Origin of the sequence: Leifsonia sp. Leaf264 (assembly GCF_001422325.1) — a bacterium.
Lineage (GTDB): Bacteria > Actinomycetota > Actinomycetes > Actinomycetales > Microbacteriaceae > Orlajensenia.
In genome coordinates this window covers 1-22,329 of sequence record NZ_LMMR01000002.1, presented here as the reverse complement: position 1 = coordinate 22,329, position 22,329 = coordinate 1, and the positions used below count along the sequence as shown (strand labels likewise).

Sequence of the window (22,329 nt, the reverse complement as noted above, 5' to 3'; positions counted from 1 at the left end):
GCCCGCCTGAAGGGCGGGCCATACCCGGCCTCAGCCGATCAGGCTGGGCCGCAGGTCGCGGAGCGTGCGGTGGTGCGTCATCCGCGTGACGCCGATCGCAGCCAGGGTGAACGCCCCGATGAGCCAGAGCAGCAGCACGCCCACGTCGCTCCAGGCTGCGGCGGCGTTGCCGCCGTACATCGCCTGGCGAAGCGCGTCCACCACGAATCCCATCGGCAGCACGTGGTGCAGCGAGGCGAGAGGGCCGGGCAGGGTCTGCCACGGGAACGTCCCGCCGGCCGTCACCAACTGCAGCACCATCAGCACGAGACCGAGGAACTGCCCGACGCTGCCGAGCCACACGTTCAATGCGAGCACGATGGCAGCGAACGTCGCCGAGGCGAGCAGCATGATGCCGAGCATCCCCGCCGGGTTCGTGATGTGGAAGCCCAGGGCCCACGACAGAACCAGGTAGAGCGACGACATCTGCACGGCTCCGAGCAGGGTCGGAGTGAGCCAGCCGGCCAATGTCACGCGGATGGGTGAGTGCAGTGCGGTCACGGCTCGGCGCGAGACCGGCTTGACGATGAGGAAGAGGGCGTAGATGCCGATCCAGCCGGCGAGGGCGGCGAAGAACGGGGCGAGGCCGGCGCCGTAGCTGCCGGCGCTCGTGACGGCACCGGTCTCGAGGGTGACCGGGTCGGCGATGTTCGTGGCCTGTGCGTCCCGGGTGGCCTGCGTGCTCTCGGGGATCTGGTCGCGCCCTGCCGCGAGTCCGTCGCGCAGTTCAGCCGCTCCGGACTCGAGGGCGGGCAGCTTGTCGGCCAGTTCTGTGGCACCGCTGCTGAGCTTCGCGGCGCCATCGGACGCCGTGGCGGCTCCCGTGGCCAGCTGGGCGGCTCCGGATGCCGCTTCGCCGGTCTTCGCTGCGAGGGTGGCGGTGCCGTCGGCGAGGCTGCTTGCGCCGGTCGAGAGCTGGGCCGAGCCGTCGGCGACCTGCTGGGTCCCGGCGGCGACCTGGGCGGCGCCGTCGGAGAGCTGGTCGATCTGGCCGACGGTGTCCTGCACCTTCGTGTTGGCGTCCTGGATCCTGCTGTCGAGAGGGTCGAGCAGCGCGAGGGCCTCGTCCACTGTCGCCGGGGCTGCTCCCGCGTCGATGAGGCGTTGACGGATGTCGGCCTTCGTCTGCGGGAGGGCTGCGGCGGCATCGCCCACAGCCGCACCGATCTGGTCGGCCTGAGCAGCGAGGGCGGCGTTGCCGGCTGCCACCTGTGCGGCGCCGGCGGCCGTCTGGGCGGCTCCGTCGGAGAGCGTCGACGCACCCGTCGACAGCTGCGCGGCGCCGTCGGCAGCGCTGCCGGCGCCGGTCGCGAGCTGGGAGAGCCCGCTCGAGAGGGTCGACGATCCCGTGGCCAGCGCCGCGTTGCCGTCCGCCAGTTGGGCCGCACCGTCAGCGAGCTCGGCGCTTCCGTCGACGGCCTGGGCTGCGCCATCCGCCAGCTGCGAAGCGCCGTCAGCGGCCTCGGCGAGCTTGCCGCGGATCTCCGACAGCGAGTCGAGGAAGGTGATGGCGGCGTTCTCGCCCACGCTCCGCACGATCTGGGTCTGGATTGTCTTGACGGCCTGCTCGCCGATGGTGCTGGCGAGGTAGCTGTTGGCGTCGTTGGTGCTGAGGATCACCTCGGCCTTGCGCGGGTCATCGGTCGACGACGACTCGAGGTCGGCGCTGAAGTCCTCGGGGAAGGTGACGCTGAAGTCGTAGGTGCCATCAGCGACGCCGGCCTCGGCATCCGCCGCCGACACCTCGTGCCAGTCGAAGGTGGCGGCGTCGACGAGGGTGTCCGCCACGTCGTCGCCCTTGTTGCCGTCGGCGGCTCCGGTGTCATCGACGACCAGCGCCACGGGGATCTCGGAGAGCTTGGCGTACGGGTCCTGGTTGGCCCAGAGGTACAGGCCGCCGTAGATGACGGGCACGCACACCAGTGCGATGAGGGCAATGACCGACATGCGCGACGAGGTGAGTCGCCGCAGTTCGGCTGTGATCATCTGCGGAACCTTCATGCCGCACCTCCCTCGGTCTGTCGTGATTCTGTCGGGGTCTCGGTCGGGGCGGTGTCTCTTGGGCCGGTCTCGTCCGGAGTGGTCTCGACCGGCCTGGCTTCAGCCGGCCGGAATCCCGTCGCCCGTGCGTCGCTCTCCAGCCGGGCGAGCAGCCCCTCGGCACCGATCGCGGCAGCTGAGGCGTCGCCGGCGATCACGAGCACGGCGTACCCTCGGGCCGCGAGTCCCTGGGCGATGCGCCACCAGTCGAGCGGATCGCCGCCGTGCCTGTCCGGTGCGGCGAGCACGATCCCCTCGACGCCGTCACGCAGGACGGCGAGCTCGGTGAGCAGACGGATGCGCACGGCCGGCGGCAGGTCGGCCATGGCGGTCTTCGCGACGTCGCCGAGCTCGAGCTGCGCCAAGGTGAGGGCGGCATCCTTGCGGCTGCCGGGGAGCCCGGCGAACATGAGCTCCTCCATGACCACGCCGGTCACGGTGACGTCGGCGGCCGGGTCGCTCACGTCGGGGGCGTCGACCAGGGCGACGCGGGTGCGCAGCTCGGAGGCGTCGGCGGCGCCGTCGATGAGCACGCGGCCGGTGTCGGGGCGCATGCGGCCGGAGGCCAGCAGGCCGAGCACCGTGGGGCGGCGTTCGGTCTCGGCGCGGGCGAGAGTGGCCGCGTCGGTCTCGAAACGCACTGTGGTCTCGGGCAGCGACGAGCCGTTGCGGCCCATGCTGACGCCGATGAGTTCGATCTTCATCGTGTGGAGTCCTCGGGGAGGGGGTGGTGGAGTTCCGGGGTGGCGTCGATGAGCGCGTTCGCCTCGCGCCACGACAGTCCGGCGGTCGAGAGGGCGACGAGCATGACCAGCCTGTGCCCGTCGTCGCGGGTGAAGCCGCTCTCGGTCGCCTCGATCAGCACCGCGATGGCGGCCTGCTCGATGAGGCGGCTGAGCGAGTCGACGGGGATGTCATCGCGGAGGGCTCCGGATGCCGCGCCGGCCGTGACGATCGCGTGGAGGCGGGCGCGCACGGGCGCCAGCGCCTCGCCGACCACGGCCAGCGACGGTCCGCGGACGGCCAGGCTGGCCAGCACGCGCACCTGTTCGACGGAGTCCCACAGGCGAGCGCCGAGCAGCGCGAGGGCCACGCGGGCGTCATCGCGCTCGATGCCGGCGGTGGCGTCGCTCAGGCGCACGGCGCCTCGCGCGACCGAGGCGGCGACGAGTTCGTCGCGGTTCGCGAAGTGTCCGTATACCGCTCGCCGGCTGAGCCCGGCTGCGGCGGCGATCGCCTCGAGGGAGGCGTCGGGATCGGAGCCCAACGCGATGGTCGCGGCGTCGAGCAGCGCGGTGCGGTTCTCTTCAGCGTCTCGCCGGGGAGCCCGGCGGGCGCCGACGGCGGCGGATGTCATGATTCGAGTGTACTAACTTGCACACTGCTGTGCAAGTTATTGTGAGCCAGCTGAAAGCGGTGCGGCTAGTCGGTTCCGACGGCCTTGTCGGCGGCATCCTTCGCGCCGTCGATCTGCGACTCGAACTTCGCCATTGAGGGATGCTGTCACGCTACATCCGCGAAACGCGGCGCGGCAGTCTGCTGCGGTGACGCCCGTGCCGCACCGGTGCCAGAATCAGTGGATGACTGCCGTGCTTCCCCCGTTCGAGCCGATCGTCGGTCGGTTCATCAGGATCGATCCCCTCACGCGTGCCGACCTGCCGGAGCTCTACGCGGCGCTCGCCCATCCCGAGGTGTTCGCCGGCGGATTCGGCGGCGGTCCGGCGGGCTTCCGGGCCGATCGCGCGGGGTTCCTGGCTTGGGCCGAGACCGGTTACCGCTTCGACTCCGAGCTCGCCCAGCCCTACGGCATCCGCCTGGTGGGAGGCGAGCACGACGGGCTGTTCGTCGGGTCCAGCACGCTCGCCGATTTCGATCTCCCGCTCGAATCGACGCACATCGGCTGGACAGCCTACGACCCGCGTGTGTGGGGGACGGCCGTGAACCCCGAGGCGAAGCTGCTTCTGCTCGGCCGTGCGTTCGAGAGCGGCTTCGGCCGCGTCAAGATCCAGGCCGACGCTCTCAACGACCGCTCGCGGGCGGCCATCCTCAGGCTCGGCGCGCAGTTCGAGGGCATCGTGCGCCGAGAACGCCCGCGCGCCGACGGCAGTTGGCGCGACACGGCGGTCTACTCGATCCTGATCGATGAGTGGCCGACGGTACGAGCGGGCCTGCTCGCACGGCTCGACGCACTGAGCGACCACCCGGTGAACCTCACTCGCTGAGCGCCGGTGAAGCGACCGCCGGAAGCGCGCCTCGACGGCGCTTCGGCCGCGGACTGCATCCGGGCCTCAGCGACCGAAGGGGTCAGCGCGCCGACCCTCGTTCCGGCACGTGCAGCCGCGCCAGGAGGTGGTCCACCCCGCGCGGCACCCGGCGTCGATCGAGCAGCGAGACCGTGACAGTCACCACGACCGCCAGCGGCACCGACCACGCCGCAGGCAGCTCGAGCACGGTGCGCAACGCCGGCACCGACTGCCCGATCGCCGGTCCGGCGAGGATGGCGGCACCGCACAGCAGTGCTCCCGTCGTCATGCCGGCGATGGCTCCGTGCGCCGTGAGTCCGCGCCACCAGATGCCGAGCAGCAGCACCGGGCAGAGGGTCGACGCCGTGAAGGCGAACACCAGCCCGACGCTTCCCGCCAGGCCCGCCGACGCTGTCATCAGCGCCACGGCCAGCGGCACCAGCGAGCAGGCTACGGCCGCGATCCTGAAGCCGCGCACGCTGCCGCCCAGCAGCTCCTGGCTGATGACCCCGGCGAGCGAGACGACGAGCCCAGAGGTCGTCGACAGGAAGGCGCCGAACGCCCCGGCGATGACGAGGGCCGTGACGGCGTCGCCCAGCAGCCCCGGCAGCATCCGCCCGGGCAGAAGCAGCACCAGCGCATCCGCGGTGCCGGCATCGGCGATGTCGGGAGCGAACGCCCGGCCCAGCAGGCCGATGATCACCGGGAACAGGTAGAACACCGACAGCAGCCCCAGCACTATGAGCGTGGTGGTGCGGGCGGCGTCGCCGTCGGGGTTCGTGTAGAACCGCACGAGCACGTGCGGCAGGCCCATTGTTCCGAGCAGCAGCGCCACGAGCAGTGACACCGTGCGGTACGCGTCGAGGGATTCCGGGCCGACGGATGCCGGGAAGGCGACGGACGGATCGAGTGCGGCCGGGCTGCCGTCCGTCACGGCGAGTAGGACGAACACCACCGGAACGGCGATGGCGACGAGCTTGAGCCAGAACTGGAACGCCTGCACGAAGGTGATCGAGCGCATGCCGCCGGCGGCCACGACGATGCCGACGATCACCGCGACGGCCACCGACCCCGCCCACGGCGGCAGCCCCGTGGTGATGTTCACGGTGAGGGCGGCGCCCTGCAGCTGCGGCACGATGTAGAACCAGCCCACGACGATGACGATCACGCTGGTGAGCCGCCGTGCCGTGCGCGACTCGAGTCTGGCCTCCACGAAGTCGGGGATCGTGTACGCGCCGGAGCGTCGCAGCGGCGCCGCCACGAACAGCAGCAGCATCAGGTACCCGGCCGTGTAGCCGATCGGGAACAGCAGCCCGCCGGAGCCCGAGAGCAGGATGAGTCCGGCGATGCCGAGGAAGCTGGCAGCCGAGAGGTACTCGCCGCCGATCGCCGAGGCGTTCCACCACGGCCGCACCGTGCGCGAGGCCACATAGAAGTCGCTCGTGGTGCGCGAGACCCGCAGGCCGTAGAAGCCGATGAGCGCCGTCGCCAGGGCCACGATGGCGATCGAGACGTAGCCGAGGGCGGCGTTCACGAGGTGATCACGAATCCTCGGCCAGTGAGCTGTAGCCGCTCTCGTTGCGCCGTGACGCCCTCCGGTAGAGCACGGCGATTCCGAGAACGACGGGGTAGGCGCCGAGCCCGAGCAACAGCCACGGGAGCGGAACACCCATCCACGAGGCGTCGGCGAGGACCGGCAGCGCCGAGATCACGATGAGGACGGCGAGCGAGACGATGAAACCCAGTGCGCACACCACGGCCAGGCGCAACTGCGAGCGGATGAGTGAGCGCACGAAGAGTCGATCGGCTTCGGAGGGCTGCGGCCTCACGGCCGGAGTCGATCCGGTTCCGGTCGATGGGCCGATCGCGCCGCCGAGACCCCCTCGCGACGCCGCGGTCTGCGGAGCCGTCACGCGCACCCGCGGGAGCGGCACCGGACCCGTCGGGCGCTCGGGCCCCGTCGCGTCGGTCATGCCGTCGGTCGGATGCGGCGGGCCTCGAGGGTCTCGCGCAGGGTCGGCAGCAGGCGGCGGCTCACCGGCAGCTCGGCGCCGTCGACCGTGACGGTCGGCGGTACTGCTCCGAGGCGCATGCGGGTGACATGGGTGAGCGCGACGAGGTAGGAGCGATGGATGCGCACGAAACCGGCATCCGCCCACTGCCGTTCGAGGTCGGCCATCGGGATGCGCACCAGGTAGCTCGCCTCGGCCGTGTGCAGCCGGGCGTAGTCGCCCTGCGCCTGCACGTAGCGGATGTCGTCGCGGCGCACGATGCGGGTCGTGCCGCCGAGGCTCACCGAGATCATCGCGTCCTCGCTGTGCGGCTGTTGCTGTCCTGAGACGGATGCCGCCCGCAGCGCGTCCAGCACCCTGGTGACCGAGCGCTCCAGGCGTTCCGGGCGCAGCGGCTTCAGCAGGTAGTCGACCGCGGCGAGGTCGAACGCCTCGACGGCGCCCTCCTCGTCGGCGGTCACGAAGACGAGGGCCGGCCTGTGCTCGAAGCGAGCGAGGGCGCGGGCCAGGTCGAAGCCCGACAGGCCGGGCATGTGGATGTCGAGGAAGACGGCGTCGATGCGTTCGGTGGAGAGCAGTCGCAGAGCCTCGGCTCCCGACGAGGCCAGGTGGATCGCCCCGATGCGCACGTCGCGGCGCAGCAGGAACGCCAGCTCGTCGAGGGCGGGACGCTCGTCGTCCGCGATGAGCACGCTCATGTGCCGGCCGGTCATCGCAGAGCCCCCATCGCGAGCTCGTGGTGGGGCTGCGACTTCGGCACCCGCATCCGCACCAGCATCCCGCTGCCGACGTTGGTCTCGACGACGAGGCCGTACTCGTCGCCGTAGACCTGGCGCAGGCGTGCGTCGACATTGTGGAGGCCCACGTGTTCGCGGGCGCCACCGGCCAGCACCTCGGCGACGACGGCCGGGTCGATGCCGACGCCGTCGTCCTCGACGCTGATCTCGGCGAACCCGCCGGCGTCGTTGGCGCTGATGGTGATGTGTCCTCCGGTCTCGCGCGCCTCGAGTCCGTGCCGCACGGCGTTCTCCACCAGCGGCTGCACACTGAGGAACGGGATCACGGTCGAGAGCACCTCGGGGGCGATCTTCAGGGTCACGGCGAGGCGCTCGCCGAAGCGGGCGCGCTCGAGCTGCAGGTAGCTGTGGATGCTGCGCAGCTCCTCGGCGACGGTGGTGAAGTCGCCCTGGCGACGGAACGAGTAGCGCGTGAAGTCGGCGAACTCGAGAACGAGCTCACGGGCCTTGGCCGGGTCGGTGTTGATGAACGAGGCTATGGCGTTCAGGGCGTTGTAGATGAAGTGCGGACTGATCTGGGCCCGGAGCGCCCGCAGCTCCAGCTCGGCCAGCGCCGTGCGGGAGGCGTCGAGTTCGCCGAGCTCGAGCTGGGCCGACACCCAGTCGGCCACCTCGCCGGTCGCGCGCACGAGGCCGGCCCTGGCGCGCGGCGCGAAGGCTATGACCGAGCCGCTCGCGACACCGCCGCGGGTGACCGGCGCGACCACGGCGTCGAGGTGCGTCCGTCCCGATCCGATGGCGTCTCGGAACAGCGCGGCACGCCGGCCCGGGGTCACTGCAGACGCCGTCGCGGCCAACCGCTCGGCCTCGGCCCGCACGGTGTCGTCGCCGCCGTCGAGCGCCACGACGAGGGCGCCGTTGGTGATGGCCAGCGCCTCGCAGCCGAGCAGGGTGCGCAGCGGCCGCGCAGCCTTGGCGGCGTCACCGACCTCGAACCCGCCGCGCAGGTGCCCGGCCGCGCGGGAGGCCAGGTGCAGCGTCGTGTAGGTCGCACGCTCGGCGTCGGTTCCGAGCTCCCGCGATCCGCGCACCAGGCGTCGGGCGACCGCGAAGGCAGCGGCGATCGCGACGCCGAGCAGGATCCCCGCGGCGCCGATCATCAACACTGACTCCGACATTGCTTCAGACCCTATCCGCTGGGCCGACGTCGTTCACCGGGTGACGGCATCCGCTCGTCGCACGGAGCACCCCGTTCGACGACGACGAACGGATGCCGCTCCCCACCCCCGCCGCCCGGCAGCAGAGTGGGGCTCGAACCGCAGCGGCGCGGCATGGCAGCTGTCGTCGCTCCCCCTCTCTCGAAGGAGATCGCCATGGGCAACGACGCCCCCAGCGCCGAGACGACGGAACCTGCCGTCGACTTCCGCACCGTTCAGCAGTCACCGGAGTTCCAACGGCTGCGCAGCCGCCACCGCCGCTTCGTCTTCCCCGTCACGGTCGCGTGCCTGCTCTGGTACTTCGCCTACGTGCTGCTCGCCGGCTACGCGCACGACTTCATGTCGACGCCGGTCTTCGGCAGCATCAACATCGGGCTGCTGCTCGGCCTCGCCCAGATCGTCACGACCTTCGCCGTGACCATGTGGTACGTCAGCTTCGCCAACCGCCGCCTCGACCCGCTCTCGGCCGAACTGCGCGCCGAGCTCGAGCCGGCCACGGAGGTGACCCGCTGATGCTGCACCTCGAGACCAGCGCATCGCCCGGAAATCCGTGGCTCAACATCGGCATCTTCGCCGCTTTCGTGGCACTCACGCTCATCATCGTGTTCCGCGCCAGCCGCAACAACAAGACGGCTGCCGACTACTACGCGGCCGGCCGCTCCTTCACGGGCGGGCAGAACGGATCGGCCATCGCCGGCGACTACCTGTCGGCGGCATCCTTCCTCGGCATCGTCGGAGCCATCGCCATCACGGGCTATGACGGATTCCTCTACTCCATCGGGTTCCTCGTGGCCTGGCTGGTGGCGCTCCTGCTGGTGGCGGAACTGCTGCGCAACACCGGGCGCTACACGATGGCCGACGTGCTGTCGTTCAGGCTCAAGCAGCGACCCGTCCGCATCGCCGCCGCCACCACGACGCTCGTGGTGTGCTTCTTCTACCTGCTCGCGCAGATGGCCGGGGCCGGAGGGCTCGTCTCGCTGCTGCTCGGCATCAGCGACGGCGTCGGCCAGGCCGTTGTCATCACGGTGGTGGGTGCGCTCATGATCCTCTACGTGCTCATCGGCGGCATGAAGGGCACGACCTGGGTGCAGATCATCAAGGCCGTGCTGCTCATCGCCGGCGCCGGCGTGATGACTGTGTGGGTGCTCGCGCTGCACGGCTTCAACCTGTCGACGCTGCTCGAGCACGCCGTCGCCACCGCCGGGACCCCGGCCATCCTGGAGCCGGGTCTCAAGTACGGCGTCAGCGACATCTCGAAGCTCGACTTCCTGTCGCTCGGCCTCGCGCTGGTGCTCGGAACCGCGGCCCTGCCTCACGTGCTGATGCGCTTCTACACGGTGCCGACGGCGAAGGAGGCACGCAAGAGCGTGGTCTGGGCCATCTGGCTCATCGGCATCTTCTACGTGTTCACCCTCGTTCTCGGTTACGGCGCGGCCGCCCTCATCGGCGCCGATGTCATCGCGGCGGCTCCCGGAGGCGCGAACTCGGCGGCTCCGCTGCTGGCCTTCGAGCTCGGCGGACCGATCCTGCTCGGACTCATCTCGGCGATAGCCTTCGCGACGATCCTCGCGGTGGTCGCCGGCCTCACGATCACGGCGGCGGCGTCCTTCGCCCATGACATCTACGCGAGCGTCATCAAGAAAGGCAAGGCCGAGCCCGGCTCCGAGGTCAAGGTGGCCCGGCGCACAGTCGTCGTCATCGGCATCGTCGCGATCATCGGCGGCATCGGCGCCAACGGGCAGAACGTCGCGTTCCTGGTGGCGCTGGCGTTCGCCGTCGCGGCATCCGCCAACCTGCCCACGATCCTGTACTCGCTGTTCTGGAAGCGCTTCACCACGCGAGGTGCGGTCTGGAGCATGTACGGCGGGCTCATCTCGGCGATCGTGCTCATCATCTTCTCGCCGGTGGTCTCGGGCAACGAGCTGGCGATGATCAAGGGCGCCGACTTCGACATCTTCCCGCTGTCGAATCCGGGCATAGTCTCGATCCCCCTGGCGTTCTTCCTCGGCTGGCTCGGCACTGTCCTCGACAAGCGTCTCGAGTCGCCCGAGAAGCAGGCCGAGATGGAGGTTCGCTCGCTCACCGGCGTCGGGGCCGAGAAGGCGACGGAGCACTAGGCCCGGCATCCGGGGAGCGGATGCGGCCATCATTCGGCGGATTCCGGACAACGTGCTCGCGCGCGTCGTCCGGGGTCCGCCGTCGGCCGTAGTGTCGGGGAGTGAAGACGCGCGGCTCCCTCGGCATCTGGCTCCAGTTCCTCGGCATGGGCATCATCTGGGGAGCGAGCTTCCTGTTCATGAAGGTGGCGCTCGTCGGGGTCGGATTCGGCCAGATCGCCTGGTCGCGACTGGTGCTCGGAGGACTGGTGCTCGGCGCCGTCGTCCTGGTCACCCGCCCGCGCGTGGATGGCGGCGCGGTTCTGCCGCGTGAGCCGGTGGTGTGGCTCCACTTCGTCGTCATCGCCATCAGCGGCTGCGTCGTGCCGTACCTGCTCTACGCCTGGGCCGAGCAGTACGTCTCGTCGAGCCTCGCGTCGATCTACAACGCCGTGACGCCCATCATGACGGCGATCATGGCCACGGCGGTCTTCCGGGTGGAGAGGCTCGCGCGCGACCAGGTGCTCGGCGTCGTCATCGGAGTGCTCGGCGTCGTCGTGATCATCGGGCCGTGGGGCTACGCGGCGATGACAGGCGACCTCTGGGGTCAGCTCGCCTGTCTCGGGTCGGCTCTCAGCTACGGCTTCACGTTCGGGTACACCCGCCGCTTCCTCAGCGGGCGCCCGATCGCCGGAGCCACCTTCGCCTTCCTCAACATCGGAATCGCCGGCGTGATCATGCTGCTGCTCACCCCCGTCGTCGCGCTCGGACCCGTCGCGCTCGATTGGCCCATCACGCTCAGCCTGCTCGCGCTCGGCGCGCTCGGCACCGGTGTCGTCTACATCTGGAACATCAACGTGCTGCGTGCCTGGGGGCCGACGAACGCCTCAACGGTCACCTACGTCACGCCGGTGGTCGGCGTCGTCCTCGGAGTGCTCCTGCTCGGTGAGACGTTCTCCTGGCATGAGCCCGTCGGAGCGGGGCTGGTGCTGGTCGGCATCCTGCTGACGCAGAAGCGGCTGCGCATCGCCTCGTTCGCGGAGCGACGCAGACGAGACCAGGCTGCCCCCATCCCGCGCTGAGGTTCCCATGCCGGCGGAGCGCGAAAGTGAATTCGGCTCGCCTCTTGACATGCCACCCTCCACATGGTTGGTTAGTTACATAAGTAACTAACCAACGAAGCTAGGACGGCGTGGACGACTCCAGACCGATCTTCATCCAGATCGCAGAACAGGTCGAGAACGACATCATCGATGGCGTACTCCCCGAGGACACGCAGATCCCGTCGACCAACGAGCTGGCCATGTTCCACCGCATCAATCCGGCCACGGCTCTCAAGGGCGTCAACCGCCTCGTCGACGACGGCGTGGTGGAGAAGAGGAGGGGGATCGGCATGTTCGTGACTGCCGGTGCCCGGGAACGGCTGGTGGCGAGGCGCAAATCCGACTTCGCCGCCGAGTACATCCGCCCGCTCGTCATCGAAGCGGAGAAGCTCGGAATCAGCATCGAAGAACTCGCGGAACTGCTCCGCGCGGAAAGGATCTCATCATGACCGCCCCTGTCGTCCGCGTCGGCGGACTGGTGAAGCGCTACGGCTCGTTCACGGCCGTCGACGGCGTCGACTTCACACTCGAGGAGAACCGCATCTACGGACTCCTCGGCCGCAACGGTGCCGGCAAGACCACCATCATGCAACTGCTCACAGGCCAGCTGTTCCCGAACGCCGGCAACGTCGAGGTCTTCGGCCGGGCGCCGGCCGAGCACGCCGACGTGCTTCGTCGGCTGTGCTTCATCGCCGAATCGCAGCGCTACCCCGAGAGCTTCAAGCCGGCTCACGTCCTCCAGGCCGCGCCCTGGTTCTTCGAGCACTGGGATGCCGCTTTCGCCCAGCGCCTCGTCGCCGATTTCCGGCTGCCACTGAACCGCCCCATCAAGAAGCTCTCCCGCGGGCAGCTGTCGGCCGTCGGCGTGATCGTGGGGCTCGCCTCCCGCGCGCCGCTCACCTTCTTCGACGAGCCCTACCTCGGCCTGGACGCCGTGGCCCGGCACATCTTCTACGATCGCCTCCTCGAGGACTACGCCGAGCACCCGCGCACGATCGTGCTGTCGACGCACCTGATCGACGAGGTCTCGAACCTGCTCGAACACGTCATCCTCATCGACGAGGGTCGGATCATCCTCGACCGGGACGCCGAGGAGGTCCGGGGTTCGGCCACGACCATCGCCGGCGCCAGGGATGCCGTCGAGGCCTTCGTCATCGACAGGCCTGTCATCGGGCGCGAGACCCTCGGCGGTCTCGCCTCGGTCACGATCGACGGCCCGCTCTCGTCGAGCGAGCGCCTCAAGGCGGCGGAGCTCGGACTCGAGCTCGCGCCGGTCTCACTCCAACAACTCATCATCCACATGACCGGGCCCGACCTGGCCGTCCGCACCGATCAGGAGGCAGCAGCATGAGCGCCGTCGTCACCTCAGCACCCCCGCGCACCGAGGCTGGATTCCGGACCCGGGAGATCTGGCGGATAGCACGCCTGCACACGGTCAATCCCTCCGTGCTCTTCGGGATCCCGTGGCTGATCCTCGGTGCCGCGTGGGCCGTGAGCGTGCTCATCGCCGTGATCATGACGGCCGCCGGTGCTCCGCCGCAGGCCTTCGACGGCCTGCGCTACAGCTGGGCGGTGCTCTCGCCGCAGTGGTACATGGTCGCCGTCGGCGTCCAGGCCGTCTCCTTCACCTTCTCGTTCGCGCTCGGTTTCGGCGCGACCCGGCGCGACTTCTGGCTCGGCACTGCCGGGATCTTCGTCGTCGTCTCCCTCGTCAACGCGATAGCGATCGCGACGCTCGTGCAGCTCGAGAAAGCCACGGGAGGCTGGTGGGTCAACGCTCACATGTTCGATGCGCTCTGGTACGGCATCGACGGTTGGGTCGCCGACGCCTTCACGACCTTCGTGCTGCAGTTGACGGTCCTGTTCCTCGGGGCGTCGGTCACGACCGTGTACATGCGGTGGCGCATGCGCGGGATGATGGTGCTGCTCTTCGCATCCCTCCTCGCCCTGGTCGCTGTGACGGCGGTGCTGACCTTCACGAACAGCTGGCCCGCGGTCCTCACGGCCGTCGCAGGCCTCGGGGTCATCGGCTTCTTCGGATGGCTGCTCGTCGCCGCGCTCGTCTTCGCAGCGCTCGGATACGTGGTCGTCAGGCGCGCCACCCCGCGCTGATCCGTTCCGCTCCAGTCCGGCATCCGACAGACTGGTGCCGGGCGGGAGGTCCATGGCCGAGCAGCAACCGACGACGGGGACGCCGTTACGGCGACTTCGCGCCCGGTTCTCGCGCGACGTCCTCGGACGCGACGCCGTCGCCGGCCTCGTTCTCGGCGTCGAGAGCGTGCCGGACGGCCTCGCTGCCGGGCTCCTGGCCGGACTCAACCCGGTCTCCGGCCTCTACGCCTACCTGTTCGGCATGGTGGGGGCCGCCTTCTTCACCAGCAGCTCGTTCATGGCGGTGCAGGCCACCGGTGCGATGTCGCTGGTCGTCGCCGACGCGAAGATCCTCGACCGGCCGGACCCTGCCGGAGCCCTGGTCACGCTCGGCCTGCTGACGGGCGTCATCATGATCGTCGCCGGGCTCCTGAAGGGCGGACAGCTCCTGCGCTTCGTGCCGACGGCCGTCATGACGGGCTTCATCTCCGCCGTCGGCGTCAACATCGTGCTCGGCCAGCTCGGGAATCTCACGGGATACTCCAGCCAGGGCGCGGGTCGTCTGCAGCGCACCTTCGACCTGCTGCTGCACGTCGTCGACATCAGCTGGCCGACCCTGCTGGTCGGGCTCATCACCATCGGCGGAATCATCGTGCTGCGGCGCACGCCGCTGAAGGCGATGGGCATGGTCGTCGCCGTGATCGTCGGCTCCGCGCTGGCCGTGCTGTTCACCGAGGTGCTCGGCCTGCCCGTCGCCCTCGTGCGCGACATCACCGATGTTCCATCCGGACTGCCGGGGCCGGTGCTGCCCGACCTCGACCAGGTCGTCTCCCTGTTCGTGCCCGCCCTCTCGCTGGCGCTCGTCGGCCTCGTGCAGGGAGCAGCGGTGTCAGGAGCATTCCGCAACGAGAACGGCCGGCCGGCGAACGCCTCGCGCGACTTCATCGGGCAGGGCGCGGGCAACATCCTGTCCGGCCTGTTCCAGGGAGCTCCCGTCGGCGGATCCATGTCGGCCTCCGCGCTCGTGGTCGCGGCGGGCGCCCGCTCGCGGTTCGCGCTCTTCGTCGCCGGCGGCGTCATGGCCCTGGTCATCCTCACGCTCTCCGGGATCGTCGGATACGTCGCGATGCCCGCCCTCGCCGCCCTTCTCATCACAGTGGGCGTCGCCACGGTCAAACCGGCGAAGATCCTCTCCGTCGTGCGCACCGGCCCAGTGCAGACCGTCGTCATGGCGACGACCTTCGTGCTCACCCTCGTCATCCCGTTGCAGTTCGCCGTGCTCGTCGGCGTGGGACTCGGCATCGTGCTCTACGTCGCGCAGCAGTCGAATCGGCTGCGGGTGGTACGGCTCGAATTCGCCGAGGGACGACGGATGCGCGAGACCGAAGCACCCGGAACCCTTCCGCGCGCGGAGGTCGTCGTCGTGCAGCCCTACGGCAGCCTGTTCTTCGCCAGCGCGCCCACGTTCTCGGCCGGACTCCCCATGGTCACAGCCGAGAGCACGGGCTCCGTCGTGGTCATCCGCCTGCGCGGCGTCGACGAGATCGGGCTCGCTCTCATCGACGTGCTGCGCGGATATGCGACCCGGCTGCATTCGCGCGGATCCATCCTCAAGCTCGTCGTCAGCAGCGATCACGTGCAACGCCAGTTGGAGCATGAGAACGTCGTGGAGCTGATCGGTGAGGAGAACGTCTACCGCAGCACCGAGTGGGTCGGCGACGCCGTCCTGGAGGCCGTGGCCGATGCCGAGGCCTTCGTAGCGGCCGGGGCCGCGAAGGATGCATACGGTGACGCGCCCGATGATGCGCACTGACGACTCGTAATGCGCACTGACGACTCGTAATAGGGTCGAGACATGCCTGAAGAGACGTCGCCCGATCCCGAACGCGAGGCGGCGCTCGCCGAGCTCGGCGGCATCCGTCAGTCCATCGACAACATCGATGCCGCACTCGTGCACCTGCTCGCCGAGCGCTTCAAGTTCACCCAGCAGGTCGGCCGCTTGAAGGCCGCCCACGAACTGCCGGCAGCCGATCCCGAGCGCGAGAGGCGCCAGATCGCGCGCCTGCGGGCCCTGGCCATCGACGCCAACCTCGATCCGGCCTTCGCCGAGAAGTGGTTCAACTTCGTCGTCGCCGAGGTCATCCACCACCACGAGCGCTTCGCCAGCGACGCCGCGGGCAACGAGGGACCGGCCGGCGACGCCTCGTGAGCTGGAACCCGCGCCGCATCCCCTCCCAGTCCGGCAGGACCTTCGTCATCACGGGGGCGAACGCCGGTGTCGGCTTCTTCGCGGCCGCGCAGCTCGCCGTGGCCGGAGCCTCGGTCGTCCTCGCCTGTCGCAATGACGAGCGAGCGGATGCCGCGGCGCGGGCCATCCGCATCCGTGCACCGCACTCCAGCGTCGGCACCCTGCGCCTCGACGTCTCCGACCTCGCCTCCGTGGCGGCGGCGGCGGATGCCATCGCCGCGCTGCCCCGACTCGACGGCCTCATCGCCAACGCCGGCGTCGTGCATCCGCCCCGCGATCGCGAGGTCAGCCTCGACGGCAACGAACTCGTCTTCGCCACCAACTACCTCGGCCACTTCGCCCTGGTGAACCGGTTGCTGCCCACCCTCGAACGCACGAAGGGGGCACGAGTGGTGCTGCTCGGCTCGATCGCCGCGCGGCTCACCCGCTCGGCACTCGACGACCTGCAGCTGACAGACGCCTACGACTCCTGGACCGCCTATGCGCAGTCCAAGCTCGAGGTGGAGTCCTTCGGCTTCGAACTCGATCGACGGCTGCGGGCCGCCGGCAGCAGCACGAGTGCCCTGGTCGCGCAGCCCGGCTACTCCGTCGGCGGCCTCAGCCCTCGGGTGCCCGGCGTCAATGAGCCCAGTCGCGGCAAGCGCTTCGGTGATGCACTGCAGGGGCTGTGGGCGCAGGGCAAGGACCGAGGCGCGTGGCCGGTCGTGCGGGCTCTGACGGATCCCGCGGCCCGGAGCGGCTGGTACTTCGGGCCGAGCCTGCTGACGCAGGGGGCGCCCATCAGGCGACAGCCCATCCGGGCGTCGACCGATCCCGTGATCGGCGCACGGCTGTGGGAACGCAGCGAGGCCATCCTCGCGGGTTGAACCCGGTCCGGCTGAGCCACAGCTCAGAGCGGCTTGACCCAGCGGCCCCACTCGTCCTGCCGGTGGTACCGGCCGCGAGCCAGATGCGCTGGCCGAGATCGTTGCCGTCGAGCACCATGGCATCGATACGGGACGCCCCCAGTGCGACGAGTCGCGCCTCCGCGGCGGCCAGTAGGGCGCGCCCGATTCCATGGCGGCGCAGGGCGGGGTCGACGGCGAGCCTGTAGAGATGGAAGCGCCATCCGTCCCAGCCCGCGATGACGGAACCGACGATGCGATCACCGATCGTGGCGACCACGAGGGCATCGGGGTCGCGCTCGATCAGGCGACGCACGGCCTCGGCGCTGTCGGCCGGCCTGGAGTCGTTCTCGGCCGCGCGCGCCCAGAATGCCAGCAGGGCGTCGACGTCGGCATCGATGGCGGCTCGCAGCGGGTACTGATCCACGGCGCCATCCTGTCAGATGGCTGTCGGTCCGACCGCCATCCGGGTGCCGCCCTATCGCGCGTCGCGGCGCTCGGGCACGATGGTCACATGATCTCCCGCGAGCTGGCCGCCGAACTCAGAACCGCCGGCCTGCTCTGGCGGCCGGAATCGGGCGATCGGTTCCAGATCGACATCCCCGACCTCGATGACGACATCTTCACCGTGAGCGAGATGACCATCGAGGCCCAGCACCATCCCTCGGGCACGGTGCTCGGCTTCAACGGCACGACGGAGTGGGCGCTCGACTCCCTTCCCCTGGCGGATGCGGTCTGGCTGCCTCGCGAGGACCAGCTGCGCGAACTGCTCCGGTCGAGGTTCCGGTCTCTGCGGCGGCTTCCCGACAGCTTCGAGGTGACGATCGAACTCGACGGAGCCGAGCGCTCCTTCGAGCATCCGGAGCCGGCCGAAGCCTACGGTCAGGCGCTTCTCGTGGTGATAGCCCGAGCGACAGCCTGACCGTCGCGCCGCTCGCCGGGGCCGCCCCAGAGCTCGCTCGCAGAGGCCCGCGCGCAGCGCGCGGCCGAAGCGCCCAACGGATCCGTCAGAACCCGAACACTGTCACCGGCTGCAACGTCCCGTCGCGCCACGCCTCGAGCACGGCCACCTCGTGCGGAACCACCTGGTCCGGCAGCGCATCGAGCGCGAACCAGCGCAGGTCGCTCGCCTTGTCCTCCTGCAGGGCCGGGTCGCCCGTCCATCGCGTGCACGCGAAGAACACGTCGAGCCTCTCGTCGATGGCCGCGCCGGTTCCTCCGGTGCGGTGCATCACGGTGAGCGTCGCGAGATCGTGCACCTCCACGTGCACGCCGAGCTCCTCGAGGGCCTCGCGCGCGGCAGCGGCCAGCATGGACTCCCCCTGCTCGACGTGGCCCGCGGCCCCGGCGGCCCAGTACCCGTCGTAGTAGCCGGTGCCCGAACGTCGCTGCAGCAGCACCTCGTCCCCACGGCGCAGCACGACGTAGGCGGCCGGAATCACGGCGAAGCGCCCGTGCTCGCCGGCGTACGCCTCGCTGTAGTCCTCGACGGCAGCCACGGTCAGCCCGCCGCGAGGGGAGCGACGATGCCGAGCTTGCCCTCGGCCGTGGCGATCGCGGTGCGCACATCGGTCCCGGCGGCGCACTGACCACTCACGCCCACGGCGGCATCGGCTGAGCTGAACACACGCAGGAGCACGAACCACGCCGAGCCGTCCTGGCCGCCGGCGCTCACCAGCAGCGCCTCGGTCGGGTCATCGCCGCCGGCGAACTCGTTCACCTCGGCGCGATCCTCGATCACCTGCTGGTCCTCCTGCAGCACCGCGGCGAGGTAGGCGCGCGTGGCCTCGAGGTCGTCGGTCTGTCCGACCATCGAGTCGGGCAGGATCTTCTGGCTGAGCGTGATGGTGCACGCGCCGTCGGTGGAGGTGTAACCCCACGAACCGGTTCCGTCGTCGGGACTGGTGAGGGTCCACCGGGAGTCGGCCATCAGTCCGTCGGCGATCTGCGGACGCTTGCCGTCCTCGAAGCGCGGATTCGCCGCGAACGACAGTGGCGAATCGGATGCCGCGGCATCCTCGCCGGCCGTCGCCCCGGGCGTCGGTGCAGCGGTCGCCGCCCCGCCGTCAGCGCCTGCCGACGGGGAGCAGGCCGTGAGCGCCAGCACGGCGATCAGCGCCGCCGAGGCTGCGAGACCGGCCGCGCGGTGCGGCATCAGTAGCCGACGACGGGACCGAAGGCGTCGGCGAGGGGCGCGCGGTTCGTGCTGCGCAGTTCGTCGATCGTGATGGTGAAGGCATCCTGCACCTCGAGTGCGCCGAGCTGGGCATCGGTCACGCCGATGCGGAGCACCGGGTAGTCGCGACCCTCGCAGAGTCCGCGGAACTTGACGTCGTCCTCGCGCGGAACCGTCACGATGACTCGGCCGGCCGACTCCGAGAACAGCGCGGTGGCCGCGTCGACTCCGTCGCGCTCGACGATCTCGCCGAGCCAGACTCGGGCGCCGAGGCCGAAGCGCATCACGCTCTCCGACAGGGCGACACCGAGGCCGCCGTCGGACAGGTCGTGGGCGCTGTCGATCAGGCCCTCGACGGCTGCTGCGCGCAGCAGCTCACCGAGGCGCTGCTCGCCGAGCAGGTCGACCTGCGGGGGAACGCCGCCGAGGTGGCCGTGCACGACGTCGGCCCAGGCCGAACCGTCGAGCTCCTCGCGGGTCGTCCCCAGGAGGTAGATGTTGTGACCCTCGTCCTGCCAGCCCGACGGGATGCGGCGGGCGACGTCGTCGATGACGCCGAGCACGGCGACGACAGGCGTCGGGTGGATCGGCACGTCGCCGGTCTGGTTGTAGAAGGAGACGTTGCCTCCGGTCACCGGGATCTCGAGTTCGAGGCATCCGTCGGCCAGGCCTGTCACGGCCTCGGAGAACTGCCACATGACCTCGGGGTTCTCCGGGGAGCCGAAGTTCAGGCAGTCCGAGACGGCCACGGGCACGGCACCGGATGCCGCCACGTTGCGGTACGCCTCGGCCAGCGCCAGTCGCGCCCCCTGGCGCGGGTCGAGCTGGCAGTAGCGACCGTTCGCATCCGTCGCCACCGAGAAGCCGAGGCCGGACTCCTCGTCGACGCGCACCATGCCGGCGTCGTCGGGGAAGCTCAGCGCCGTGTTGCCGAGAACGTACTTGTCGTACTGGCTGGTGATCCACGATGCGTCGGCCAGGTTGGCGCTGCCCACCAGCTGCAGCAGCTGGGCACGGAGCGCCGGACCCTCCGAGGTGCGGGGGAGAGCGGATGCCGAGTCTGCCTGCAGCGCGTCGATCCAGGTCGGGTACGCGACCGGGCGGTCGTAGACCGGGCCGTCGACGGCGACGGTGCGCGGGTCGACGTCGACGATCACGCCGCCCTGCCACTCGATGATGAGGCGGCCGGTGTCGGTGACCTCGCCGAGAACGCTGGTCTCGACATCCCACTTCGACGTGACGGCGAGGAAGCCCTCGAGCTTGTCGGGGTGCACGACGGCCATCATGCGCTCCTGGCTCTCCGACATGAGGATCTCCTCGGCGTTCAGCGACGGGTCGCGCAGCAGAACGTTGTCGAGGGTGATGTGCATGCCGCCGTCGCCGTTCGAGGCGAGCTCGGAGGTGGCGCAGGAGATGCCGGCTGCGCCGAGGTCCTGGATGCCCTCGACGAGCTCGCCGCGGTACAGCTCGAGGCAGCACTCGATGAGCACCTTCTCGGCGAACGGGTCGCCGACCTGCACGGCGGGGCGCTTGGTGGGGCCGCCCTCGGCGAAGGTGTCCGAGGCGAGGATGGATGCTCCGCCGATGCCGTCGCCGCCGGTGCGGGCGCCGAACAGCACCACCTTGTTGCCGACGCCGCGGGCGTTGGCGAGGTGCAGGTCCTCGTGGCGCAGCACGCCGACCGCGAGGGCGTTGACCAGCGGGTTGGCCTGGTACACGGAGTCGAACCAGGTCTCGCCGCCGATGTTCGGCAGGCCGAGGCAGTTGCCGTAGAAGGAGATGCCCGAGACCACGCCGTGCACGACGCGGGCCGTGTCGGGGTGATCGATGGCGCCGAAGCGGAGGGCGTCCATCACGGCGACCGGGCGGGCGCCCATGGAGATGATGTCGCGCACGATGCCGCCGACGCCGGTGGCTGCGCCCTGGAACGGCTCGATGTAGGAGGGGTGGTTGTGCGACTCGATCTTGAAGGTGACAGCCCAGCCCTCACCCACGTCGACGACGCCGGCGTTCTCGCCCATGCCCACCATGAGGTTCTTCTTCATGGCGGGTGAGACCTTCTGGCCGAACTGGCGCAGGTAGTTCTTCGAGCTCTTGTAGGAGCAGTGCTCGCTCCACATCACGGAGTACATCGCGAGCTCCCCGCTCGTGGGGCGACGCCCCAGGATCTCGCGGATGCTCTGGTACTCGTCGGGCTTCAGCCCGAGAGCCGCGTACGGCTGCTCCTTGTCGGGAGTTGCTGCTGCGTTCTCGACGGTGTCGAGCACGGGAACGACGGGGGAGGAAGTGGTCACGGGTGGCGAACTCCAGAAGAAGGGGGACGCGTCGAACGAGCCCGGCGCATGGCACGGGTGGTTCTCAGCGGGACAGCCTGACCGGCCCAGTCTATCGTCGGCAGACCGCGCCCCAGCCCGTGCGGTCGGTGGTCGACGCTCGGCGGTACCCGTGCTGTGACAGCCCGGAAGCCGACGGGCCGTGGGCCGCCCTCGAGGGCGGGATACCCTGACTGCGTGACCAACCCGAGTGCAGCCGAGCAGGTATCCGCCCGCATCCACGTGATCCCCGACTTCCCTGAGAAGGGGATCCAGTTCCAGGACCTGACACCGGTGTTCGCGGATGCCGCAGCCTTCAGGGTGATGTGCGAGGCGCTGGTGGAGCCCTTCGCCGGACGCTTCGACATCCTGGGCGGGCTCGAGGCCAGGGGCTTCATCATCGCCGGGGGCGCCTCGGTCCTCACCGGAGCGGGCGTGCTGCCCGTGCGCAAGGCCGGCAAGCTCCCCCGCCGGGTGATCACCGAGACCTACGAGCTGGAGTACGGCGTCGCCAGCCTCGAGGTTCACGAGGACGAGTTGCCCGCGGGCTCGAGGGTGCTGGTCATCGACGACGTCCTCGCCACGGGTGGAACGGCGCAGGCCGCGTGCCGGCTCATCGAGCGTGCGGGCTGGCGGGTCGCCGGCGTCGCCGTCACCCTCGAACTCCTCGGCCTCGGCGGCCGTGAGCAGCTCGCCGACTATGAGGTATTCAGCCTCCTGCAGGCGTGAAACCGACCGACACGCCCGGGCTGCGTCTCAGATTTGCGAGCCCCGTTCTCGCCACGTAAGTTATTACTCATCACCCCAAAGGTGCGGCAGAGCGCCAAGGTTCATCAGAATCGTGCTCGCCGGCCTCAAGTGGGGATCACCCCCTGAAACACACAGACGAAAAGTCTTCGGACCACATCTGTGTCCAGGGGTTCACCCGCTCTCGTGCAAGCGTCAAGCTTCGAGTCGCGAAGGTCGAGTCAGTCCGAATCAGGATGCTCGATCCGGCGCGAAACACTCGATTTGACAGCGAGAACGAGACGGGTAAGATAGAGAAGTTGCCTTCGAGTTGATCGCCTTTTTGGGGTGTGAAGCGGGGAGCATCCGATCCTTGAGAACTCAACAGCGTGCACAATGTCAAAT

At 69.7% G+C, this 22,329-nt stretch carries 23 protein-coding genes; 12 read left to right on the top strand and 11 right to left on the bottom strand.

Annotated features, from left to right (window positions below):
- Positions 1-30 precede the first annotated feature (30 nt).
- From ASF30_RS05330 to ASF30_RS05320, 3 genes are read right to left on the bottom strand one after another with little or no spacing between them, the layout of a single operon-like run.
- Positions 31-2,040, bottom strand: coding sequence for a YhgE/Pip domain-containing protein (locus ASF30_RS05330; protein ID WP_055902614.1), 2,010 nt, complete (start codon positions 2,038-2,040; stop codon positions 31-33).
- A complete protein-coding gene (locus ASF30_RS05325) occupies positions 2,037-2,783 on the bottom strand; it encodes a hypothetical protein (RefSeq protein ID WP_200918432.1) in 747 nt (248 codons plus the stop codon). Before ASF30_RS05325 ends, ASF30_RS05330 begins: the two co-directional genes overlap by 4 nt.
- Positions 2,780-3,436, bottom strand: coding sequence for a TetR/AcrR family transcriptional regulator (locus ASF30_RS05320; RefSeq protein WP_055902611.1), 657 nt, complete (start codon positions 3,434-3,436; stop codon positions 2,780-2,782). Before ASF30_RS05320 ends, ASF30_RS05325 begins: the two co-directional genes overlap by 4 nt.
- A gap of 223 nt (positions 3,437-3,659) precedes the next feature.
- On the opposite strand from ASF30_RS05320, the gene ASF30_RS05315 reads away from it, so the two are divergent.
- The gene (locus ASF30_RS05315) at positions 3,660-4,301 is read left to right on the top strand and encodes a GNAT family N-acetyltransferase (protein WP_055902607.1); all 642 of its coding nucleotides are present in this window, start codon (positions 3,660-3,662) and stop codon (positions 4,299-4,301) included.
- 82 nt (positions 4,302-4,383) lie between these two features.
- Here ASF30_RS05315 and ASF30_RS05310 read toward each other — a convergent pair whose 3' ends face one another.
- The 4 genes from ASF30_RS05310 to ASF30_RS05295 are packed head-to-tail and all read right to left on the bottom strand — an operon-like array spanning position 4,384 to position 8,249.
- On the bottom strand, positions 4,384-5,856 hold the full coding sequence (locus ASF30_RS05310) for a sodium/solute symporter (RefSeq protein WP_055902604.1): 1,473 nt from the start codon (positions 5,854-5,856) through the stop codon (positions 4,384-4,386).
- A 7-nt stretch (positions 5,857-5,863) separates the two neighbouring features.
- On the bottom strand, positions 5,864-6,295 hold the full coding sequence (locus ASF30_RS05305; protein ID WP_055902601.1) for a hypothetical protein: 432 nt from the start codon (positions 6,293-6,295) through the stop codon (positions 5,864-5,866).
- Positions 6,292-7,047: a LytR/AlgR family response regulator transcription factor gene (locus tag ASF30_RS05300; protein WP_235480277.1), complete on the bottom strand. Its 756-nt coding sequence runs from the start codon at positions 7,045-7,047 to the stop codon at positions 6,292-6,294. Before ASF30_RS05300 ends, ASF30_RS05305 begins: the two co-directional genes overlap by 4 nt.
- Positions 7,044-8,249 (bottom strand): sensor histidine kinase, encoded by a 1,206-nt coding sequence (locus ASF30_RS05295; RefSeq protein WP_055902600.1) that lies wholly within the window; start codon positions 8,247-8,249, stop codon positions 7,044-7,046. The genes ASF30_RS05300 and ASF30_RS05295 overlap by 4 nt, the downstream gene beginning before the upstream one ends.
- A 195-nt stretch (positions 8,250-8,444) precedes the next feature.
- Here ASF30_RS05295 and ASF30_RS05290 point away from each other — a divergent pair, with 195 nt between their 5' ends.
- The 9 genes from ASF30_RS05290 (at position 8,445) to ASF30_RS05250 (ending at position 16,692) form a co-directional block, all read left to right on the top strand.
- Positions 8,445-8,801, top strand: coding sequence for a DUF485 domain-containing protein (locus tag ASF30_RS05290; protein ID WP_055902704.1), 357 nt, complete (start codon positions 8,445-8,447; stop codon positions 8,799-8,801).
- Complete coding sequence (locus tag ASF30_RS05285; RefSeq protein WP_055902596.1) at positions 8,801-10,405, top strand: solute symporter family protein; 1,605 nt, start codon at positions 8,801-8,803, stop codon at positions 10,403-10,405. The genes ASF30_RS05290 and ASF30_RS05285 overlap by 1 nt, the downstream gene beginning before the upstream one ends.
- Before the next feature lie 101 nt (positions 10,406-10,506).
- A complete protein-coding gene (locus ASF30_RS05280; protein ID WP_268765536.1) occupies positions 10,507-11,466 on the top strand; it encodes a DMT family transporter in 960 nt (319 codons plus the stop codon).
- A gap of 110 nt (positions 11,467-11,576) precedes the next feature.
- Positions 11,577-11,936 (top strand): GntR family transcriptional regulator, encoded by a 360-nt coding sequence (locus ASF30_RS05275; protein WP_055902593.1) that lies wholly within the window; start codon positions 11,577-11,579, stop codon positions 11,934-11,936.
- Positions 11,933-12,838 (top strand): ABC transporter ATP-binding protein, encoded by a 906-nt coding sequence (locus tag ASF30_RS05270; protein WP_055902591.1) that lies wholly within the window; start codon positions 11,933-11,935, stop codon positions 12,836-12,838. The genes ASF30_RS05275 and ASF30_RS05270 overlap by 4 nt, the downstream gene beginning before the upstream one ends.
- Positions 12,835-13,599 carry a hypothetical protein gene (locus ASF30_RS05265; protein WP_055902588.1) on the top strand — a complete coding sequence of 255 codons (765 nt, stop codon included), beginning with the start codon at positions 12,835-12,837 and terminating at the stop codon, positions 13,597-13,599. Before ASF30_RS05270 ends, ASF30_RS05265 begins: the two co-directional genes overlap by 4 nt.
- 52 nt (positions 13,600-13,651) lie before the next feature.
- Positions 13,652-15,391 (top strand): SulP family inorganic anion transporter, encoded by a 1,740-nt coding sequence (locus ASF30_RS05260; RefSeq protein WP_055902585.1) that lies wholly within the window; start codon positions 13,652-13,654, stop codon positions 15,389-15,391.
- A 42-nt stretch (positions 15,392-15,433) separates the two neighbouring features.
- Positions 15,434-15,787, top strand: a complete 354-nt coding sequence (locus tag ASF30_RS05255) for a chorismate mutase (RefSeq protein WP_055902583.1) — start codon at positions 15,434-15,436, stop codon at positions 15,785-15,787.
- Complete coding sequence (locus tag ASF30_RS05250; RefSeq protein ID WP_055902579.1) at positions 15,784-16,692, top strand: SDR family NAD(P)-dependent oxidoreductase; 909 nt, start codon at positions 15,784-15,786, stop codon at positions 16,690-16,692. Before ASF30_RS05255 ends, ASF30_RS05250 begins: the two co-directional genes overlap by 4 nt.
- Here the strand turns inward: ASF30_RS05250 and ASF30_RS05245 are convergent.
- Positions 16,607-17,137, bottom strand: coding sequence for a GNAT family N-acetyltransferase (locus ASF30_RS05245; protein WP_235480276.1), 531 nt, complete (start codon positions 17,135-17,137; stop codon positions 16,607-16,609). The two genes, ASF30_RS05250 and ASF30_RS05245, sit on opposite strands and share 86 nt — an antisense overlap.
- Before the next feature lie 87 nt (positions 17,138-17,224).
- Between ASF30_RS05245 and ASF30_RS05240 the strand changes: the two genes are divergently transcribed.
- Complete coding sequence (locus ASF30_RS05240; RefSeq protein ID WP_055902575.1) at positions 17,225-17,632, top strand: hypothetical protein; 408 nt, start codon at positions 17,225-17,227, stop codon at positions 17,630-17,632.
- Between the two features lie 85 nt (positions 17,633-17,717).
- On the opposite strand, the gene ASF30_RS05235 is transcribed toward ASF30_RS05240, so the two are convergent.
- Genes ASF30_RS05235 through purL form a run of 3 tightly spaced genes read right to left on the bottom strand, consistent with a single transcriptional unit; the run spans position 17,718 to position 21,180 of the window.
- Entirely contained in the window at positions 17,718-18,209 is a 492-nt protein-coding gene (locus ASF30_RS05235; RefSeq protein WP_157497020.1) for an NUDIX domain-containing protein, read from the bottom strand.
- A 2-nt stretch (positions 18,210-18,211) separates the two neighbouring features.
- Positions 18,212-18,865, bottom strand: a complete 654-nt coding sequence (locus ASF30_RS05230) for a hypothetical protein (protein ID WP_055902573.1) — start codon at positions 18,863-18,865, stop codon at positions 18,212-18,214.
- On the bottom strand, positions 18,865-21,180 hold the full coding sequence (gene purL, locus ASF30_RS05225) for a phosphoribosylformylglycinamidine synthase subunit PurL (RefSeq protein WP_055902570.1): 2,316 nt from the start codon (positions 21,178-21,180) through the stop codon (positions 18,865-18,867). Before purL ends, ASF30_RS05230 begins: the two co-directional genes overlap by 1 nt.
- A 216-nt stretch (positions 21,181-21,396) precedes the next feature.
- On the opposite strand from purL, the gene ASF30_RS05220 reads away from it, so the two are divergent.
- Positions 21,397-21,927: an adenine phosphoribosyltransferase gene (locus ASF30_RS05220; protein ID WP_055902567.1), complete on the top strand. Its 531-nt coding sequence runs from the start codon at positions 21,397-21,399 to the stop codon at positions 21,925-21,927.
- Positions 21,928-22,329 lie beyond the last annotated feature (402 nt).

What these genes read in the sequence shown, in the direction of transcription:
- ASF30_RS05330 (WP_055902614.1), bottom strand. Translation starts at nt 2,040, where the DNA reads ATGAAGGTTCCGCAGATGATCACAGCCGAACTGCGGCGACTCACCTCG.
- ASF30_RS05325 (WP_200918432.1), bottom strand. Translation starts at nt 2,783, where the DNA reads ATGAAGATCGAACTCATCGGCGTCAGCATGGGCCGCAACGGCTCGTCG.
- ASF30_RS05320 (WP_055902611.1), bottom strand. Translation starts at nt 3,436, where the DNA reads ATGACATCCGCCGCCGTCGGCGCCCGCCGGGCTCCCCGGCGAGACGCT.
- ASF30_RS05315 (WP_055902607.1), top strand. Translation starts at nt 3,660, where the DNA reads ATGACTGCCGTGCTTCCCCCGTTCGAGCCGATCGTCGGTCGGTTCATC.
- ASF30_RS05305 (WP_055902601.1), bottom strand. Translation starts at nt 6,295, where the DNA reads ATGACCGACGCGACGGGGCCCGAGCGCCCGACGGGTCCGGTGCCGCTC.
- ASF30_RS05300 (WP_235480277.1), bottom strand. Translation starts at nt 7,047, where the DNA reads ATGACCGGCCGGCACATGAGCGTGCTCATCGCGGACGACGAGCGTCCC.
- ASF30_RS05295 (WP_055902600.1), bottom strand. Translation starts at nt 8,249, where the DNA reads ATGTCGGAGTCAGTGTTGATGATCGGCGCCGCGGGGATCCTGCTCGGC.
- ASF30_RS05290 (WP_055902704.1), top strand. Translation starts at nt 8,445, where the DNA reads ATGGGCAACGACGCCCCCAGCGCCGAGACGACGGAACCTGCCGTCGAC.
- ASF30_RS05285 (WP_055902596.1), top strand. Translation starts at nt 8,801, where the DNA reads ATGCTGCACCTCGAGACCAGCGCATCGCCCGGAAATCCGTGGCTCAAC.
- ASF30_RS05270 (WP_055902591.1), top strand. Translation starts at nt 11,933, where the DNA reads ATGACCGCCCCTGTCGTCCGCGTCGGCGGACTGGTGAAGCGCTACGGC.
- ASF30_RS05265 (WP_055902588.1), top strand. Translation starts at nt 12,835, where the DNA reads ATGAGCGCCGTCGTCACCTCAGCACCCCCGCGCACCGAGGCTGGATTC.
- ASF30_RS05260 (WP_055902585.1), top strand. Translation starts at nt 13,652, where the DNA reads ATGGCCGAGCAGCAACCGACGACGGGGACGCCGTTACGGCGACTTCGC.
- ASF30_RS05255 (WP_055902583.1), top strand. Translation starts at nt 15,434, where the DNA reads ATGCCTGAAGAGACGTCGCCCGATCCCGAACGCGAGGCGGCGCTCGCC.
- ASF30_RS05240 (WP_055902575.1), top strand. Translation starts at nt 17,225, where the DNA reads ATGATCTCCCGCGAGCTGGCCGCCGAACTCAGAACCGCCGGCCTGCTC.
- ASF30_RS05230 (WP_055902573.1), bottom strand. Translation starts at nt 18,865, where the DNA reads ATGCCGCACCGCGCGGCCGGTCTCGCAGCCTCGGCGGCGCTGATCGCC.